This window comes from Streptomyces sp. WG5, from assembly GCF_049974565.1.
Classification (GTDB): Bacteria; Actinomycetota; Actinomycetes; order Streptomycetales; family Streptomycetaceae; genus Streptomyces.
Genome location: NZ_JBNGGC010000021.1, coordinates 59,379 through 76,116, shown reverse-complemented (window position 1 = coordinate 76,116; position 16,738 = coordinate 59,379). Strand labels below are relative to the sequence as shown.

Annotated in this window: 13 protein-coding genes, 2 pseudogenes and 1 riboswitch; of the genes and pseudogenes, 8 read left to right on the top strand and 7 right to left on the bottom strand. The window is 70.2% G+C overall.

Features of this window, described 5'->3' with window-relative positions; genetic code table 11:
* Positions 1-1,476: a sensor histidine kinase gene (locus tag ACP4IX_RS22620; protein ID WP_426556479.1), complete on the bottom strand. Its 1,476-nt coding sequence runs from the start codon at positions 1,474-1,476 to the stop codon at positions 1-3.
* A 409-nt stretch (positions 1,477-1,885) separates the two neighbouring features.
* Positions 1,886-2,017 (bottom strand): annotated as a pseudogene (locus ACP4IX_RS22615) (TetR/AcrR family transcriptional regulator); the annotation flags it as partial.
* Here ACP4IX_RS22615 and ACP4IX_RS22610 point away from each other — a divergent pair.
* Together ACP4IX_RS22610 and nagB are read left to right on the top strand one after the other, a co-directional pair.
* Positions 2,000-2,361: pseudogene (locus ACP4IX_RS22610) on the top strand (SDR family oxidoreductase); the annotation flags it as partial. The pseudogenes ACP4IX_RS22615 and ACP4IX_RS22610 overlap by 18 nt on opposite strands.
* Before the next feature lie 165 nt (positions 2,362-2,526).
* On the top strand, positions 2,527-3,312 hold the full coding sequence (gene nagB, locus ACP4IX_RS22605; RefSeq protein WP_426522405.1) for a glucosamine-6-phosphate deaminase: 786 nt from the start codon (positions 2,527-2,529) through the stop codon (positions 3,310-3,312).
* A 304-nt stretch (positions 3,313-3,616) separates the two neighbouring features.
* Here nagB and ACP4IX_RS22600 read toward each other — a convergent pair whose 3' ends face one another.
* From ACP4IX_RS22600 to ACP4IX_RS22585, 4 genes are all read right to left on the bottom strand, one after another.
* A complete protein-coding gene (locus ACP4IX_RS22600) occupies positions 3,617-5,119 on the bottom strand; it encodes a glycoside hydrolase family 3 protein (RefSeq protein WP_426556478.1) in 1,503 nt (500 codons plus the stop codon).
* An 8-nt stretch (positions 5,120-5,127) separates the two neighbouring features.
* Positions 5,128-6,024: a carbohydrate ABC transporter permease gene (locus ACP4IX_RS22595; RefSeq protein WP_426522403.1), complete on the bottom strand. Its 897-nt coding sequence runs from the start codon at positions 6,022-6,024 to the stop codon at positions 5,128-5,130.
* The gene (locus ACP4IX_RS22590; protein WP_426522402.1) at positions 6,021-7,013 is read right to left on the bottom strand and encodes a carbohydrate ABC transporter permease; all 993 of its coding nucleotides are present in this window, start codon (positions 7,011-7,013) and stop codon (positions 6,021-6,023) included. The genes ACP4IX_RS22595 and ACP4IX_RS22590 overlap by 4 nt, the downstream gene beginning before the upstream one ends.
* Before the next feature lie 113 nt (positions 7,014-7,126).
* Entirely contained in the window at positions 7,127-8,431 is a 1,305-nt protein-coding gene (locus tag ACP4IX_RS22585; protein ID WP_426522401.1) for a sugar ABC transporter substrate-binding protein, read from the bottom strand.
* 451 nt (positions 8,432-8,882) lie between these two features.
* On the opposite strand from ACP4IX_RS22585, the gene ACP4IX_RS22580 reads away from it, so the two are divergent.
* The 5 genes from ACP4IX_RS22580 (at position 8,883) to ACP4IX_RS22560 (ending at position 15,515) form a co-directional block, all read left to right on the top strand.
* Entirely contained in the window at positions 8,883-9,647 is a 765-nt protein-coding gene (locus ACP4IX_RS22580; RefSeq protein ID WP_309318670.1) for a GntR family transcriptional regulator, read from the top strand.
* 135 nt (positions 9,648-9,782) lie between these two features.
* Positions 9,783-10,040 carry a DUF3311 domain-containing protein gene (locus ACP4IX_RS22575; protein WP_351390505.1) on the top strand — a complete coding sequence of 86 codons (258 nt, stop codon included), beginning with the start codon at positions 9,783-9,785 and terminating at the stop codon, positions 10,038-10,040.
* Complete coding sequence (gene mctP, locus ACP4IX_RS22570) at positions 10,037-11,647, top strand: monocarboxylate uptake permease MctP (protein ID WP_426522400.1); 1,611 nt, start codon at positions 10,037-10,039, stop codon at positions 11,645-11,647. The genes ACP4IX_RS22575 and mctP overlap by 4 nt, the downstream gene beginning before the upstream one ends.
* Before the next feature lie 134 nt (positions 11,648-11,781).
* Positions 11,782-11,905: riboswitch (cobalamin riboswitch) on the top strand.
* Between the two features lie 125 nt (positions 11,906-12,030).
* On the top strand, positions 12,031-14,439 hold the full coding sequence (locus tag ACP4IX_RS22565) for a ribonucleoside-diphosphate reductase subunit alpha (protein ID WP_426522399.1): 2,409 nt from the start codon (positions 12,031-12,033) through the stop codon (positions 14,437-14,439).
* Positions 14,439-15,515: a ribonucleotide-diphosphate reductase subunit beta gene (locus tag ACP4IX_RS22560; protein WP_426522398.1), complete on the top strand. Its 1,077-nt coding sequence runs from the start codon at positions 14,439-14,441 to the stop codon at positions 15,513-15,515. The genes ACP4IX_RS22565 and ACP4IX_RS22560 overlap by 1 nt, the downstream gene beginning before the upstream one ends.
* Here ACP4IX_RS22560 and ACP4IX_RS22555 read toward each other — a convergent pair.
* A complete protein-coding gene (locus ACP4IX_RS22555; RefSeq protein WP_426522397.1) occupies positions 15,428-15,673 on the bottom strand; it encodes a hypothetical protein in 246 nt (81 codons plus the stop codon). The two genes, ACP4IX_RS22560 and ACP4IX_RS22555, sit on opposite strands and share 88 nt — an antisense overlap.
* A 92-nt stretch (positions 15,674-15,765) precedes the next feature.
* Between ACP4IX_RS22555 and ACP4IX_RS22550 the strand changes: the two genes are divergently transcribed.
* Positions 15,766-16,734, top strand: coding sequence for a GlxA family transcriptional regulator (locus ACP4IX_RS22550; protein WP_426556477.1), 969 nt, complete (start codon positions 15,766-15,768; stop codon positions 16,732-16,734).
* The last annotated feature ends 4 nt before the right edge of the window (positions 16,735-16,738 follow it).

The window sequence follows — 16,738 nt, the reverse complement described above, 5'->3', positions numbered from 1 at the left end:
CTACTTCTCCGTGGTCACCGGGATGTCCAGGATCACCCGGGTGCCGCGCTCCGGCGCCGGGACCATGTCGAAGGCTCCGCCCAGCTCGCCCTCCACCAAGGTGCGGACGATCTGCAGGCCGAGGTTGCCGGAGCGGTGCGGGTCGAAGTCCTCGGGCAGCCCGACGCCGTCGTCCTGGACGGTGACCAGGAGCCGGGCCTCCTTCGTCGTACCGCCACGGACGGCGGAGACCTCGACCGTGCCGGTGTCACCGTCGCGGAAACCGTGCTCCAGGGCGTTCTGCAGAACTTCGGTCAGCACCATCGACAGAGGGGTCGCGACCTCGGCGTCCAGGATGCCGAAGCGACCGGTGCGCCGGCCGGTGACCTTGCCGGGCGAGATCTCCGCCACCATCGCCAGCACGCGGTCGGCGATCTCGTCGAACTCCACACTCTCGTCCAGGGTCTGGGACAGGGTCTCGTGCACGATCGCGATCGACCCGACCCGGCGGACGGCCTCCTCGAGCGCCTCGCGTCCCCGGTCGGACTCGATGCGCCGGGCCTGGAGACGCAGCAGGGCCGCCACCGTCTGGAGGTTGTTCTTCACCCGGTGGTGGATCTCCCGGATGGTGGCGTCCTTGGTGATCAACTCGCGTTCACGGCGGCGCAGTTCCGTGACGTCGCGCAGGAGGACCAGCGAACCGATGCGCGTGCCCTTCGGCTTGAGGGGGATGGCGCGGAACTGGATCACCCCGTCGTGCGCCTCGATCTCGAACTCGCGCGGCGCCCAGCCGCTGGCCACCTTGGCGAGCGCCTCGTCCACCGGGCCGCGGGACGGCGCGAGTTCGGCGGTGGTCCGGCCGAGGTGATGGCCGACCAGGTCGGCGGCGAGGCCCATGCGGTGGTAGGCCGACAGCGCGTTCGGGGAGGCGTACTGGACGATGCCGTCCGCGTCGAGCCGGATCAGGCCGTCGCCGACGCGGGGCGAGGCGTCCATGTCGACCTGCTGGTTCTCGAACGGGAAGGCACCGGCCGCGATCATCTGCGCGAGGTCCGAGGCGCTCTGCAGATACGTGAGCTCCAGGCGGCTCGGGGTGCGCACGGTGAGCAGGTTGGTGTTGCGGGCGATGACGCCCAGAACGCGCCCCTGCCGTCGTACGGGGATGGACTCGACGCGGACCGGGACCTCCTCGCGCCACTCCGGATCGCCCTCGCGCACGATCCGGCCCTCGTCCAGGGCGGCGTCCAGCATGGGACGGCGGCCGCGCGGAACGAGGTGGCCGACCATGTCGTCCTGGTACGAGGTGGGTCCGGTGTTGGGCCGCATCTGGGCGACCGAGACGTACCGCGTGCCGTCGCGGGTGGGGACCCACAGGACCAGGTCGGCGAAGGAGAGGTCGGAGAGGAGCTGCCACTCCGAGACCAGCAGGTGGAGCCACTCGAGGTCGGAGACGTCGAGCGCGGTGTGCTGGCGTACGAGTTCGTTCATGGAGGGCACGTGGCCGAGCGTACCTGGCGGTACGGACAGCGCTGGAAACCAGCCGGATCCCACCGTCGCCGGCTCCGCCCCGGAACACCCGCGGGCCGCGGCGCCTGAGAGGGACCCTCAGCCCTCCCGGCACCGCAGCCCGGAGCAACAACGGCCGTGGGGTGTGCGGTCCCGGTCGGCCGAAGGATGAGGAGCCGGGGCAGTCAGGGCAGAGAGCTCCGGTTCCTCGGTCCGCCCTCCTGTGCGGGGAAGGCGGAAGCCTGACGATCACGTCGCATGAATGTCACGGCAAGTGTCTCAGTGGCCATTGTGGACTAGACCACTCATCGTGTCCATGTGGCGGACGAGGGTTTGTCGTCCCCGCGTCCGTCGGCTGCCCGGACGTCCGAGCAGTCGGCCAAAGCCTAACCCTGTTGGCTCACACACGGGGCCAGACAGCCATGGCAATTTCCGCGAGCGCCGCCGGCTCCGCCCGGCTCGCGCCGTCGCGCGCCTGCTGGGACATGCCCTGGATCATGGCGCCGGTGTGCCGGGCGAGGGCGGCCGGGTCATCAACATCTCGTCGGGGCCGGCCCGCGCCGCGGTGATGCCGGACAGCATGGCGTACTCGATGACGAAGGGCGCGCTGGACGTGTTCTCGCGTGACCTCTCCAAAGTCCTGGGCACCCGCGGTATCACGGTGGACTCGGTGGCGCCCGGCATCATCGGCACGGACGACACAGCAGGGCTGCTGCACGGGACCGCGGACGGCTGGGAGCGGGCGGCGGCGCTCTCCGCGCTGGGCGGAGTGGGGGCGCCGGCCGAGGTGGCCGACGTGGTCGCGTTCCTCGCCTCGCACGGCGGCCGGTGGGTCACGGGAGGCCGGTGGACGCAACGGGAGGCTCGCTGACGTGACACCGGGGTGACACCCGCCGGGCACGGCCACCCGCCCGACCGATTCAACGCGCCCACGGGGTCCGGCTCTGTTAGATTGGTCTAAACCACATAGCGTCAACCAGTCCGACCACACGGCCAGTCCCGGGCCCCGGGTGAGTCCTCTCTTCGAAACGGCAGGCAAGCGTGGAAGTTGTCATCGTTCCGGATGCCAAGGCGGGCGGCGAGCTCATAGCCGAGGCCATGGCGCAGCTGCTCAGGCGCAAGCCCGACGCCCTGCTCGGGGTGGCCACCGGCTCGACTCCGCTGCCCGTGTACGAGGCGTTGGCGGCCAAGGTGCGCTCGGGTGCCGTGGAGACGGCGCGGGCGCGGATCGCCCAGCTCGACGAGTACGTGGGGCTCCCCGCGGAGCACCCCGAGTCGTACCGCTCGGTACTGCGGCGCGAGGTGCTCGAGCCGCTGGGGATCGGCATGGACGCGTTCATGGGCCCCGACGGCACCGCCGCGGACGTGCAGGGGGCGTGCGAGGCGTACGACAAGGCGCTGGGCGAGGCCGGCGGGGTCGACCTCCAGTTGCTGGGGATCGGTACCGACGGGCACATCGGGTTCAACGAGCCGTGCTCCTCGCTCGCCTCGCGGACCCGGATCAAGACGCTCACCGAGCAGACCCGCGTCGACAACGCGCGCTTCTTCGACGGTGACATCGAGCAGGTTCCGCACCACGTGATGACGCAGGGCATCGGGACCATCCTGGAGGCCCGGCACGTGGTGCTGCTCGCCACCGGCGAGGGCAAGGCGGACGCGGTCGCCGCCAGCGTCGAAGGTCCGGTCGCGGCCGTGTGCCCGGCCTCCGCGCTGCAGCTCCACCCGCACGCCACGGTCGTCGTCGACACGGCCGCGGCCTCCAAGCTGAAGCTCGCCGACTACTTCCGGCACACCTACGCCCACAAGCCCGACTGGCAGGGCATCTGAGCCCGCGCCGGCCGAGAAGGCCCGCGCGGCCACGGGCAGGAAGGGCGCCGGTCCCCCGCCGTCGGGGGCGGCGTCCTTCGCCCTGGTGACGGGTGAGCTCGCGAACGCACGAAGAAGTCCCGCTCCGCGCCTCGAAGACCCGCTCCGCGCCTCGAGGGGTGCGGCCTTCCGCGTCCCGCCGTACCCCGGACCGGCCCACCCGGCGCCCCGGGGCAGCGCGGCCGGACCCCGCCCCGCCCCCACGGCCAGGCGCCGGCTCCCGTCGAGGGACCCGGCGCCTGCATCGTACCGGCGGGCGTACCCGCTACACCCCCGCGATGACCTCCGCCGCCGCCCGGCCGCAGACGCGGGCCGCGCCGTGGGTGGCCAGGTGGAGGGCGCCGCGGGGCTCGGCGCCGGGGACGCCCATCTCGACCACGATCGTGTCGGGGCGAGCCGCCAGCAGGATATCGAGGGCCGCCGCCATCCAGGGGTGGCGGTGCTCGTCGCGGACCACGGCCACGACGCGGCGCGGGCCGGCCGCGGCCAGCACCTCCCTCCCCGCGTCCGGTCCGGTGAAGCTGCCGGTCTCCGTGCCGGGGAGCATGCGGAGGAGCTCGGCGGCGATGCCCCAGGGGGTCTCGTCGCCGACCGCGATGTTCGCGACGGGCGTGAGGGCGGCGACGTACGGCGGGTCGGTGAGGGCGGTGAAGCCCTCGGCGCCGGTGACCCGCACGGCGCGCCGGGCGGCACGCAGGCCCACGTCCCCGTCCCCGTGACCGCCGGCGGCCTCCGCACCCGGGGCGTCCGTCCGGTGCGTGGTGGTCCAGCGGGCCAGGGCGCGGACGCGTTCCGCCGCGTCGGCCAGGCGCTCCTCGCGCAGCTCGCCCGAGCGGACGGCCGCGACCAGCGCGTCGCACAGCCGCCGTACGGTGTCCTCGTCGGACAGGCCGCCGCCCACGCAGATGGCGTCGGCGCCGGCCGCGACCGCCAGGACGCTGCCGCGTTCGATGCCGTAGGTGCCCGCGATGGCCCGCATCTCCATGCCGTCGGTGACGATCAGGCCGTCGAAGCCCAGTTCGCCGCGGAGCAGGTCGGTCAGGATGCGGCGAGACAACGTTGCCGGTCGGTCCGGGTCCAGGGCCGGAACCAGGATGTGGGCGCTCATCACCGCGCGGCTGCCGGCGGCGATGGCCGCGCGGAACGGGACCAGGTCACGCTCGGCCAGCACCGCGGCGTCCACGTCGATGCGCGGCATGGCGTGGTGGGAGTCGACGGCCGTGTCCCCGTGGCCCGGGAAGTGCTTGGTGCAGGCGGCGACGCCCGCCGACTGCATGCCGGTGACGTAGGCGGCGGTGTGCCGGGCGGCCAGGTCGGTGGCGGCGCCGAAGGAGCGCACGCCGATGACCGGGTTGTCCGGGTTGGAGTTGACGTCGGCGGACGGGGCCCAGTTGAGGTTGACGCCGCAGGCCGCCAGCCGGCGGCCCAGTTCCGCGGCCACCTCCTGGGTGAGCCCGACGTCGTCCACCGCGCCGAGGGCGAGGTTGCCGGGGAAGGAGGAGCCGGTGCGCACCTCCAGCCGGGTGACGTCGCCGCTCTCCTCGTCGATGGCGACGAGGACGTCCTCGCGTTCGGCGCGCAGCTGCGCGGTCAGCGCGGCCAGCTGCTCGGCGGTCGCGATGTTGCGGCCGAACAGGCCGACGGAGGCCAGCCCCTCGCCGAGGCGGCGCAGCAGCCAGTCGGGGGCGGTGGTGCCGGTGAAGCCCGGCTGGAGGACGGTGAGCGCGTCGCGCGTGAGGGTGTCGGTGGCCCTGGCGATGGTCGTCATCGGTGGCGTCATCCCTTCACGGCGCCGGAGGTGAGCCCGGCGGCCATCTTCTTCTGCACCAGCATGAAGAACGCGACGACCGGTATCGCGATCAGTGTCGAGGCGGCCATGAGCGCGCCGTAGTCGGTTCCGCGGTCGGTGGTGAAGTTCATGAGCCACACGTTGAGGGTGTACTTGTCGTTGTCCTGCAGCACGATGTAGGCGAGCAGGTACTCGTTCCACGCATTGATCAGGGAGAAGATCGACGCCGCCGCCAGTCCGGGGGCGAGCAGCGGGAAGATCACCCGCCAGAAGGCGCCCATGCGGGAGCAGCCGTCCACCATCGCCGCCTCTTCCAGCTCCTTGGGGATGTTCACGACGAACCCGCGGATCATCCAGGTCGCGAACGGCAGTGTGGAGACGAGGTAGATGATGATCACACCCCAGTACTCGTTGATCGCGCCCAGGTCGTTCAGCTGGATGTAGAGGGGAATGAGCATGGTGGTCGGCGGCAGCAGCTGCACCAGCAGCAGAATGATCATGAAGACCTTGCGGCCGGCGAACCGGAAGCGCCCGATGGCGAAGGCGGCGATCGTGGAGAGGATCATCGCGCCGACGACCGCGGTCACACAGATGATGAGGCTGGACTGGATCGCCGTGCCGAAGTTGGGCGCGTCGATCGCCCGGGAGAAGTTGTCCAGGGTGAGGGACGACGGCCACAGCGTCTGGTCGTAGGACCGGATCTCGTGGTTGGGGCGCAGGGCGCTGATCACCAGCCAGTACACCGGGAACGCCATCACCACGAAGGAGACGAGTCCGACGAGGTTGTAGACGTGCCGACTGCGCTTCTTGCGGTCGGGCCGCAGAGCGGTGCCGAGCGCGGGCTCCGTCGCGCCCGGGGCGGTCGTGGCGGTCGTGGTGCTCACTCGACGTCTCCGATCTTGATCAGCTGGCGCAGGTAGTAGACGGCCACGCCGGACAGGAGCAGCACGGTGATCAGCGCGATGGCGGCGCCCTGGCTGAAGGAGTTCGACTCGAAGGCCTTCTCGTAGGAGTACAGGCCGAGCAGGTTGTACTCCGGCTCCGGCTTGTTGCCGCGCATCAGGAAGACCTGGCCGAAGACGTTGAAGTCCCAGATCACGGAGAGCGTGGCGACCATCTGGAAGACCGGCTTGATGACGGGCCAGGTCACGTACCGGAAGACGCCCACGCGTCCGGCACCGTCGAGTTCCGCGGCCTCCTCCAGCTCGGCGGGCACCTGGGTGAGCGCCGCGTACAGGGTGACGGCCACGAACGGCACGGCTCCCCACACCACCACGGCGCCGATCACGAGGAAGCCCTGCTTGGGGTCGAGGAACCAGTTGTGGCCCTGGAAGTCGAGACCGAGGTACTCGGTCAGCACCATGTTGGCGACGCCGTAGTCGGAGTCGGCGAACCAGCGGAAGATCGAGGTGGCCACGAGCAGCGGCAGCGACCAGGCGGCGATGAGCGCGCCGGTCAGCAGCAGCCGTACGGCCTTGGTCATGCGCTGCATGGAGTGGGCGAGGAAGAGCCCGATGGCCATGGTGGCGACGACGCACACGACCATGAACAGGACGGTGCGCCACAGGACGTCGTAGAACTCGCTCTCGCCGAGGATGTTGGTGAACTGCTCCAAGCCGACCCACTCGGCGGCCTGACCGGTCCACAGTTCCTTTCTGCCCACGTCCTGGAAGGACATGATCACTGTCTTGACCAGCGGCCAGACGAACACCGCGGCGAGTGCCACGACGGCCGGCGCGATCAGGAGATAGGGCAGCAGGGGCCCGTTCGTCCACCGGCTTCGCCGGGGTGCGGACGGTGCCGGGCCGTCACCGGCGGGTGGCCGCGGGGCGGGCACCTCCGGGCCGGCGGTCTTGATGTCGGCGGCACTCACTGTGCTGGCCTTCCGTTCGAAGGGTTCTGCATCGGACCGGCCACCCAACCGGCCCTGCCCGGCCGCGTGGCCGGACAAGGCACCGGAGGTCAACGGGAGTCGAGCGGGGCGGCTCAGGCGCTCTCGTTGATCAACGAGTTGATCTCCGCGTCGGCCGCCTTGGTGGCGTCGGCGACCGACTTGCCCTTGAGGATGTCGAGCAGCATCGTCTCGAGCGTCTCCTTCTTCTCGATCGCGGCCCAGCCGGGGGCGATCGGGGTGAACCAGGCGTCGGGGACGGCGTTGGCGATCGGGGCCGTCTCCGGCTTGGCCTTCAGCGGCTCGAGCTGCTTGGTGTTGTTGGGCAGGATGTCCTTCTCGGCCAGCGCGGCCTGGGACTTCTCGTTGGTGAACATCGAGATCCAGTCCTGCGCCAGGTCCTGCTGGTCGGACTTGGAGATGGTGGCCAGGTCGGAGCCGCCGATGAAGGAGGGCAGGGTCTTGCCCTCCGGTCCGGGCATGCCCGCGACGCCGATCTTGCCTTCCAGCTTCGGGTTGCCGTTCGTCTTGGAGTCGACGACGCTGCCGGCCTCCCAGCCGTTGCCGTACAGCAGGGCCGCCTTCTCGTTGGCCATGACGTTGGCGTGGTCCTGCTCGTCCTTGGTCTGGTCGCCCTTGTTGTACTTCTTGACCAGGTCGACGAAGTGCTGGATGCCCTTCTGGGCCTCCGGCGTGGACAGGGCGGCCTTCCACTCCTTGCCGCCCTCGTCGTACGTGGCGATCTCACCGCCGTACGCGGCGACGTAGGACATGGCGGCGTACCAGTAGCGGCCCGGCAGGTACAGCGAGGAGAAGGCGTTGTCCGCCTTGTACTTGTCCTGGACCTTGTCGAGGGCCTTGAGCAGGTCCGCCTCGGTCGTCGGCAGCTGGTCCGACCCGGTGCCGGCCTTGAACATGTCCTTGTTGTAGATGGCCACGCGGGCACCCGCGTAGTACGGGACGCAGTACAGCTTGCCCTCGTACGAGCAGGTGTCCTTGAGACCCTCGATCCACGTGTCCGAGTTGTCGTACTTCTTGGCGTCGATCTCGCCGAGGGCACCGTTGAGGATGTAGGTCATGGTCTCGGTGTTGCCGAGCTCGACCACGTCGGGGAACGAGTCGCCGGAGAGGGCGGCGTCGAGCTTCTTGGTCTTGTCCGCCCACTGCTGGTACTGGACGTTGACCTTGACGCCCGGGTACTTCTTGTTGAACTCGTCATTGGCCTGCTTGACCAGTTCCGGCCAGCTGCTCTGGGCGTCCACCATGAGCCAGACGGTGAGTTCGCCCTTGCGGTCCTTCGGGTCCTGCTTGGACGAGCCGTTGTCGTCGGAGCCCCCGCACGCCGCGATGGATGCCATCATGCCCGCGATACCGATCGCGGCTATCAGCTTGCGCTTCACGCCACCCTCCTCAGGGATGCCACAAACCCCCCTGCCTCCCTGCGGTTCAAGCGTGAACGCGTGCCGCTCCTGGGGCCGGGACCTGGACCAATGGTGTAGACCAGTACGGGGAGCTTGGCCCAGACCAATAGGGCTGTCAAGGGTGTTCAACCACGGCCCCCTCGTCCGTGATGCGACCGAGATATGCAGGGACCTTTCATTGCGCAACGGGCAGATCGGGCGGACCGGGACCGGGTGTACCACCGCCCACCCCATGACGTGCCGGTACGGCCCCGAACGCGCGTACCAGCGGCTCCGGATGGCGCTGTGGACTAGACCAGCAGGGGCCGCGCAGGTATACAGAAGGGATCACGGAGCGTGCGGGACCGTACCGGCACGAAGCCGTGCCACGATGTGAGCCGTGGCCGACAGGGATATCGGTCGCTTCGGCACCGGAGCCGGGAAGGCAGAGATGAGCACCGACGTCAGCAGTGCGGAGAACGAGGGTGGGGCGACCGTCCGTACCGCGCGCGTGCCCAAGTACTACCGACTGAAGAAGCACCTGCTCGACATGACCCGGACACAGACTCCGGGCACGCCGGTCCCGCCCGAGCGCACGCTGGCCGCGGAGTTCGACACCTCGCGCACCACCGTGCGCCAGGCCCTGCAGGAACTGGTCGTCGAAGGCCGGCTGGAGCGCATCCAGGGCAAGGGCACCTTCGTCGCCAAGCCCAAGGTGTCGCAGGCCCTGCAACTCACCTCGTACACCGAGGACATGCGGGCCCAGGGCCTCGAACCCACCTCGCAGCTGCTGGACATCGGCTACATCACCGCCGACGACCGGCTCGCCGGACTGCTGGACATCACGGCCGGCGGACGGGTGCTGCGCATCGAGCGGCTGCGCATGGCCAACGGCGAGCCCATGGCCATCGAGACCACCCACCTCAGCGCCAAGCGCTTCCCGGCCCTGCGCCGCTCGCTGGTGAAGTACACGTCCCTCTACACCGCCCTCGCCGAGGTGTACGACGTCCATCTCGCCGAGGCCGAGGAGACCATCGAGACCTCGCTGGCCACGCCGCGCGAGGCCGGCCTGCTCGGCACCGACGTCGGCCTGCCGATGCTGATGCTCTCCCGGCACTCGCAGGACCGGACCGGCCAGCCGGTGGAGTGGGTGCGCTCGGTGTACCGGGGCGACCGCTACAAGTTCGTGGCCCGGCTGAAGCGGCCCCGGGACTAGACCGACTCCGCCTCCACGTCCCCGAGATTGCGGTTGAGGACCGATATGCGGACGAGGTCTTCCGCAGTCCTGACGCCGTCCCCTACATTTCGTGCGCACTGCACGAGGTGATCAGCGAGGGGACGGAGCCACCGCATGTCACAAGCCCCGGAAGTGAGCAGAGGGCCGACGGTGACGCCGGTGCGCGTCGTCATCGGCCTCTGCCTTGCCGCACCGTTCGTCGCCATGCTGTGGGTCGGTTCGTACGCGAAGACGGACCCGGCCTTCATCGGCATCCCGTTCTTCTACTGGTACCAGATGGCGTGGGTGATCGTCTCCACCGTGCTCACGGTGATCGCCTACAAGCTGTGGCAGCGTGACCAGCGCGCCCGCCGGGAAGGCGGGGCCAAGTGAACGACGGCGTGAACGGCGTCGCACTCGCCGTCTTCATCTTCTTCTTCGTCCTCGTCACCGCCATGGGCTTCCTGGCCGCCCGCTGGCGCCGGGCCGCGAACGACCAGAGCCTCGACGAGTGGGGCCTCGGCGGCCGCTCGTTCGGCACCTGGGTCACCTGGTTCCTGCTGGGCGGCGACCTGTACACCGCGTACACCTTCGTGGCCGTCCCGGCGGCGATCTACGCGGCGGGCGCGGCCGGCTTCTTCGCGGTGCCCTACACGATCCTGGTCTACCCGCTGATCTTCACCTTCCTGCCGCGGCTGTGGTCGGTCTCCCACAAGCACGGGTACGTGACGACGTCGGACTTCGTACGCGGCCGGTTCGGCTCGAAGGGGCTGTCGCTGGCGGTCGCCGTGACCGGCATCCTGGCCACGATGCCGTACATCGCGCTCCAGCTGGTCGGCATCCAGGCCGTGCTGGACGTGATGGGTGTCGGCGGCGGCGAGGACACCAACTGGTTCGTCAAGGATCTGCCCCTGCTGATCGCCTTCGGCGTGCTGGCGGCGTACACCTACTCGTCGGGTCTGCGCGCGCCCGCGCTGATCGCGTTCGTCAAGGACACGCTGATCTACATCGTGATCGCGGTGGCCATCATCTACATCCCGATCAAGCTGGGCGGCTTCGACGACATCTTCGCCGCGGCGAACGACAAGTTCACCGAGTCGGGCAACGGCGGACTGGTGCCGGACCACGGCGGCCAGTGGACGTACGCCACCCTGGCGCTCGGCTCGGCACTCGCGCTCTTCATGTACCCGCACTCGATCACCGCCACGCTGTCCTCGCGCAGCCGTGAGGTGATCCGCCGCAACACCACGATCCTGCCGCTGTACTCGCTGATGCTCGGTCTGCTCGCGCTGCTGGGCTTCATGGCGATCGCGGCGGGGGTGAAGGTGGAGAACGGGCAGCTGGCGATCCCGCAGCTGTTCGAGAACATGTTCCCGGACTGGTTCGCCGGCGTGGCCTTCGCGGCGATCGGCATCGGCGCGCTGGTCCCGGCGGCGATCATGTCGATCGCCGCCGCGAACCTCTTCACCCGCAACATCTACAAGGACTTCATCAAGCCGGACGCCACCCCGGCGCAGGAGACGAAGGTCTCCAAGCTGGTCTCCCTGCTGGTGAAGGTGGGTGCGCTGGTCTTCGTCCTCGGCATGGACAAGACGGTCGCGATCAACTTCCAGCTGCTCGGCGGCATCTGGATCCTGCAGACCTTCCCGGCCCTGGTCGGCGGCCTGTTCACCCGCTGGTTCCACCGCTGGGCACTGCTCGGCGGCTGGGCGGTCGGCATGGTCTACGGCACGCTCGCCGCGTACGGCGTCGCCTCGCCGACGCAGGAGCACTTCGGCGGCTCCTCGAAGGAGATCCCCGGCATCGGCGAGATCGGCTACATCGGCCTCACCGCCTTCGTGCTGAACGTCCTGGTCACCGTGGTCCTGACCTTCGTCCTGAGGGCGGCCAAGGCGCCCGACGGCGTCGACGAGACCAAGCCGGGCGACTACACGGCGGACGCGGGCGACCCCGGCGTCGAGGTGGAACTGCCGCCGGCCACGGCGGGCGCCTCGCACTGACCCCTGGCACGCGTCGGGCCGTCGGAGAGATCCGGCGGCCCGTTGTCGTACGCCCGGAACACGACCACGCGCTGACGTCCCGGCACGGACCGGCACTACATCTGGGGGTGCTCGCGGAACACGGCACAAGATGTATGCTCATGCTCGCTGTCGCCGCAGGGGAATCCGGTGCGAATCCGGAACTGTCCCGCAACGGTGTACTTGTGTGCGTCTGTACACGAGTCGAGTCCGAGGACCTGCCGACAGTGCGCCCGGCCGTCCCGGTCCGGGTGCCATGACGTCCGGGCCTCGTGGAATGGGCCGGTGGACGCGACGCCGCGTGCGCTCGTGAGCTGCCCCCTGCCCTCCGCCAGGCCCCGTGCCGAGCGAGGGAGTGCCCCCACGTGACCATCGCGCCAGCCGACCCGGTTTCAGCCACCCCGGTGACGACTTCAGCGACCTCAGCGGCTCCGCTGCCCGGAGCGAGCGAGGAACCCGACAACCCGGGTGCCGCCCTGCTGCGCACCCTGACCGGGCTGACCGCCGACCTCCCCGACGCCGACGCCGGCCGGGTCGCCGCCGCCGCGCTGCGCGGCCGGTCCGCCCGCGCGGACGAGTCCGAGCTGCGCGAGCTCGCCACCGAGGCTGCCGCCGGGCTCATCTCGGAGGACCCGGTCTACTCCCGGCTGGCCGCCCGGCTGCTGACCCTCGGCATCCGCGCCGAGGCCGCCTCCCAGGGCGTCACCTCCTTCACCGGGTCGGTCGCCACCGGCCACCGGGAGGGCCTGATCGCCGACCGCACCGCCGCGTTCGTCCGGCTGCACGCGGACCGCCTGGACGCGCTGATCGACCCGGCCGCCGACGACCGCTTCGGCTACTTCGGGCTGCGCACCCTGTACAGCCGCTACCTGCTCCGGCACCCGATCACCCGCAAGGCCGTCGAGACGCCCCAGCACTTCCTGCTGCGCGTCGCCGCCGGGCTCGCCGAGGACGACACCGTACGGTCCGTCGACGAAGTGGCCGCCCTCTACGGGCTGATGAGCCGCCTCGACTACCTGCCCTCCTCCCCCACCCTGTTCAACTCCGGTACGCGGCACGCCCAGATGTCGTCCTGCTACCTCCTCGACTCCCCCAAGGACGAGCTGGACTCCCTCTACGACCGCCTCCACCAGGTCGCCCGCCTCTCCAAGCACGCCGGCGGCATCGGCATCGCCTACTCCCGCGTCCGCGCCCGGGGTTCACTGATCCGCGGCACCAACGGGCACTCCAACGGCATCGTCCCGTTCCTGAAGACGCTGGACGCCTCGGTCGCCGCCGTGAACCAGGGCGGCCGGCGCAAGGGCGCGGCGGCGGTCTACCTGGAGACCTGGCACGCGGACATCGAGGAGTTCCTGGAACTGCGGGACAACACCGGCGAGGACGCCCGCCGCACGCACAACCTGAACCTTGCGCACTGGATCCCCGACGAGTTCATGCGCCGGGTGGACGCCGACGGGCAGTGGTCGTTGTTCTCCCCCGCCGACGTGCCCGGGCTGACCGACCTGTGGGGCGAGGAGTTCGACGCGGCCTACCGCGGGGCCGAAGCCGCGGGGCTCGCCCGCAGGACCCTCCCCGCCCGCGAGCTGTACGGCCGTATGATGCGCACGCTCGCACAGACCGGCAACGGCTGGATGACCTTCAAGGACACCGCCAACCGCACCGCCAACCAGACCGCGGAGCCCGGACACGTCGTCCACTCCTCCAACCTCTGCACGGAGATCCTGGAGGTCACGGACGACGGCGAGACCGCGGTCTGCAACCTGGGCTCGGTCAACCTCGGCGCGTTCGTCGACCGGGCGGCCGGCGACATCGACTGGGAGCGGCTGGACGCCACCGTCCGCACCGCCGTCACCTTTCTCGACCGGGTCGTGGACATCAACTTCTACCCGACCGAGCAGGCGGGCCGCTCCAACGCCCGCTGGCGTCCGGTCGGCCTCGGTGCGATGGGCCTCCAGGACGTCTTCTTCCAGCTGCGTCTGCCCTTCGACTCACCCGAGGCGAAGGCCCTGTCCACCCGCATCGCCGAGCGGATCATGCTCGCCGCCTACGAGACCTCCGCCGGCCTCGCCGAGCGCCACGGCCCGCTGCCCGCCTGGGAGAAGACCCGCACCGCCCGGGGCGTGCTGCACCCCGACCACTACGGTGTCGAGCACACCTGGCCGGAGCGCTGGGCGGCCCTCCGCGAGCGCATCGCCGCGACCGGCCTGCGCAATGCCCTGCTCCTCGCGATCGCGCCGACGGCGACCATCGCCTCCATCGTGGGCGCCTACGAGTGCATCGAGCCGCAGGTGTCCAACCTGTTCAAGCGCGAGACGCTGTCGGGCGAGTTCCTCCAGGTCAACTCCTACCTGGTGGACGACCTCAAGCGACTCGGGGTGTGGGACGCCCGCACCCGCGAGGCGCTGCGCGAGGCCAACGGCTCGGTGCAGGGTTTCACCTGGATCCCCGAGGACGTCCGCGCGCTGTACCGCACCGCGTGGGAGATCCCGCAGCGCGGCCTGATCGACATGGCCGCCGCCCGCACCCCGTACCTCGACCAGGCGCAGTCACTGAACCTGTTCCTGGAGACGCCGACCATCGGAAAGCTCTCCTCGATGTACGCGTACGCCTGGAAGCGGGGCCTGAAGACCACGTACTACCTGCGCTCCCGCCCGGCGACCCGCATCGCCCGCGCGGCCCGCGCCCAAGCCACCGCCCCCGTGCAGCAGACCCCCGACCCCGACGCGGTCGCCTGCTCCCTGGAAAACCCCGAGTCCTGCGAGGCCTGCCAGTAATGACCACCGAAACCCCCGCGACCCCCGCGACCCCCGCGTCCCCCGCGACCCCTGCGACCCCTGCGACCTCCGCGACGAAGAACCTGCTCGACCCCGGCTTCGAGCTGACCCTGCGCCCCATGCGCTACCCGGACTTCTACGAGCGCTACCGGGACGCCATCAAGAACACCTGGCACGTCGAGGAGGTCGACCTCCACTCGGACGTCGCCGACCTCGCGAAGCTCAGCCCCGAGGAGCAGCACCTGATCGGGCGGCTGGTGGCCTTCTTCGCCACCGGCGACTCGATCGTGGCGAACAACCTGGTGCTCACCCTCTACAAGCACATCAACTCCCCCGAGGCGCGGCTGTACCTGTCCCGCCAGCTCTTCGAGGAGGCCGTGCACGTCCAGTTCTACCTGACCCTGCTGGACACCTACCTGCCCGACCCGGACGACCGCGCCGCCGCCTTCGCGGCCGTGGAGAACATCCCCTCGATCCGGGAGAAGGCCGAGTTCTGCTTCAGGTGGATGGACTCGGTCGAGTCGATCGACCGCCTGGAGAGCAAGGCCGACCGCCGCCGCTTCCTGCTCAACCTCATCTGCTTCGCGGCGTGCATCGAGGGCCTGTTCTTCTACGGCGCCTTCGCCTACGTCTACTGGTTCCGCAGCCGGGGCCTGCTGCACGGCCTGGCCACCGGCACCAACTGGGTGTTCCGGGACGAGACGATGCACATGTCCTTCGCCTTCGACGTGGTCGACACCGTGCGCAAGGAGGAGCCGGAGCTGTTCGACGACGCGCTCCAGCAGCAGGTCACCGACATGCTGCGGGAGGCCGTCGAGGCCGAGCTGCAGTTCGCGCGCGACCTGTGCGGTGACGGCCTCCCGGGCATGAACACCGACTCGATGCGGCAGTACCTGGAGTGCGTGGCCGACCAGCGCCTGTCGCGCCTCGGCTTCGCTCCGGTGTACGGCTCCGAGAACCCCTTCTCCTTCATGGAGCTGCAGGGCGTTCAGGAGCTGACCAACTTCTTCGAGCGGCGTCCCTCGGCGTACCAGGTGGCGGTGGAGGGCACCGTCGACCTGGACGAGGACTTCTGAGCCTCCTCCTCCACCCCGTGGTCCTCCTGGGCCTGCCTGAGCTGACGGTCGACGCGCCTGTCGCGCACGATGCCGATCACCGAGGGGAGGACCATGAGGACCAGGAGTCCGAAGGTCACGAGCATTCCGATCAGGGCTTCTGTCTGGTTTCCGGTCATGACACCACTGTCACGCCGGAGACTCCTTACCGGGAGTGGCAGGACTGCCGTAAGGCCTCGATTTCCTGCCACTTCCGGGGCACACTGGCGGCATGCTGCAGAACGTGGCCGCGGTCCTGCTGGACGGCGCGCACCCCTTCGAACTGGGCGTCGTCTGCGAGGTCTTCGGCATCGACCGGACCGACGAGGGCCTGCCGAAGTACGACTTCGCGGTGGTGTCGGCGGAGGGCCCGGCGCTGAGCACCCATGTCGGCGGGCTCACCGTCTCCACGCCGTACGGGCTGGACCGGCTGGAGGAGGCCGACCTGATCGCCGTGCCGGCCGGCAGCGACTACGCGCGCCGGGAGTACCCGCCCGGGCTGCTGGACGCCCTGCGGCGGGCGGTGGACCGGGGCGCGCGGGTGCTGAGCGTGTGTTCCGGGGTGTTCGTGCTGGGCGCCGCCGGGCTGCTGGACGGACGGCGGTGCGCGGTGCACTGGCACCACGCGGCCGAGCTGGCCCGGCAGTACCCGACGGTGGCCGTCTCGCCGGACGTGCTCTACGTGGACGAGGATCCGGTGATCACCAGCGCCGGCACCGCCGCCGGCATCGACGCCTGTCTGCACATCGTGCGCAAGGAGCAGGGCCCGGAGGTCGCCAACCGGATCGCGCGGCGCATGGTCGTACCGCCGCACCGGGACGGCGGTCAGGCCCAGTACATCGAACGGCCGCTGCCCCGCTCCTCCTGCGACACCGTCGGCGAGGTGCTGGCCTGGATGGAACAGCACCTCGACGAGGAGGTCACCGTCGAGCGGCTCGCGGCGCGGGCGCACATGTCCCCGCGCACCTTCGCCCGCCGCTTCCAGCAGGAGACGGGTACGACTCCCTACCGCTGGGTCCTGCGCCAGCGCGTGCTGCTGGCCCAGCGGCTGCTGGAGGCGACGGACGAGACGATGGACGCGATCGCGTGGCGCACCGGCTTCGGTACGGCGGCGGCCCTGCGGCACCAGTTCGTCAGGGCCCTGGGCACCACTCCGCACGCCTATCGGCGCACCTTCCGGGGCCCGGAGGCCGTCGCCTGAGCCA

Excerpts from the sequence above, each read along its gene's own strand:
- ACP4IX_RS22600 (WP_426556478.1), bottom strand. The coding sequence starts at position 5,119 with ATGACGACCATCGCCAGGGCCACCGACACCCTCACGCGCGACGCGCTC.
- ACP4IX_RS22580 (WP_309318670.1), top strand. The coding sequence starts at position 8,883 with ATGAGCACCGACGTCAGCAGTGCGGAGAACGAGGGTGGGGCGACCGTC.
- ACP4IX_RS22575 (WP_351390505.1), top strand. The coding sequence starts at position 9,783 with ATGTCACAAGCCCCGGAAGTGAGCAGAGGGCCGACGGTGACGCCGGTG.
- ACP4IX_RS22560 (WP_426522398.1), top strand. The coding sequence starts at position 14,439 with ATGACCACCGAAACCCCCGCGACCCCCGCGACCCCCGCGTCCCCCGCG.
- ACP4IX_RS22555 (WP_426522397.1), bottom strand. The coding sequence starts at position 15,673 with ATGACCGGAAACCAGACAGAAGCCCTGATCGGAATGCTCGTGACCTTC.
- ACP4IX_RS22550 (WP_426556477.1), top strand. The coding sequence starts at position 15,766 with ATGCTGCAGAACGTGGCCGCGGTCCTGCTGGACGGCGCGCACCCCTTC.